1 protein-coding gene is annotated in these 554 nt (G+C 29.1%); it reads left to right on the top strand.

Annotation, left to right across the window (positions count from 1 at the left end; all coding sequences use genetic code 11):
- Positions 1–169: 169 nt before the first annotated feature.
- A complete protein-coding gene (locus CN514_RS25070; protein WP_098234858.1) occupies positions 170–532 on the top strand; it encodes a hypothetical protein in 363 nt (120 codons plus the stop codon).
- The last annotated feature ends 22 nt before the right edge of the window (positions 533–554 follow it).

Raw genomic sequence — 554 nt, 5'->3', positions numbered from 1 at the left:
CTTATGCAACTAACTGGCGCTTAAGTTGAACAATGTAATATATAAATAAATTGGCTCTAAAAATATTCTTGTATTCCTTTAAATTCTATTTAATTGAGCTTTTCATCAAAAAATAAATGTTTTTATCATTAAAAAAGAATAATTTTGTTAACAAATCGAGGTGTTATTTTTGAAAAAACTTTTAATAATCATGATTTCTTTATTGTTAATAAGCTTATCGGTTGCATGTAATAAAGATACAAAGGAATCTACTAAAGAAGGATCAAACACACAATCAATATCTATTCAACAGATTGCCTATAAGAGCCTTGATGCTGGTGATAAGGTTCAATTAGTTAATGATAAAGCAGAAGGAATTGTTGAAAGAAAAGTTGTGACAAAACGCATCGCATCACTAACAGATGAACAATATGATGGGAAAGAAGTGTATGCTGTAACTTTTCATACAAAAAATGAGGCTTTGTTAGGTGATATTATCGTGTTTGTCGATGGAGAAACACAAAAAGTAATTGGTAGAGGACTTAGGGAATAAAAAGTAGGGATAATTCCATACA

This window comes from Bacillus sp. AFS001701 (genome assembly GCF_002559405.1).
In the GTDB taxonomy this organism is placed as follows: Bacteria; Bacillota; Bacilli; order Bacillales; family Bacillaceae_G; genus Gottfriedia.
This window is presented reverse-complemented; position numbering and strand designations above follow the sequence as displayed.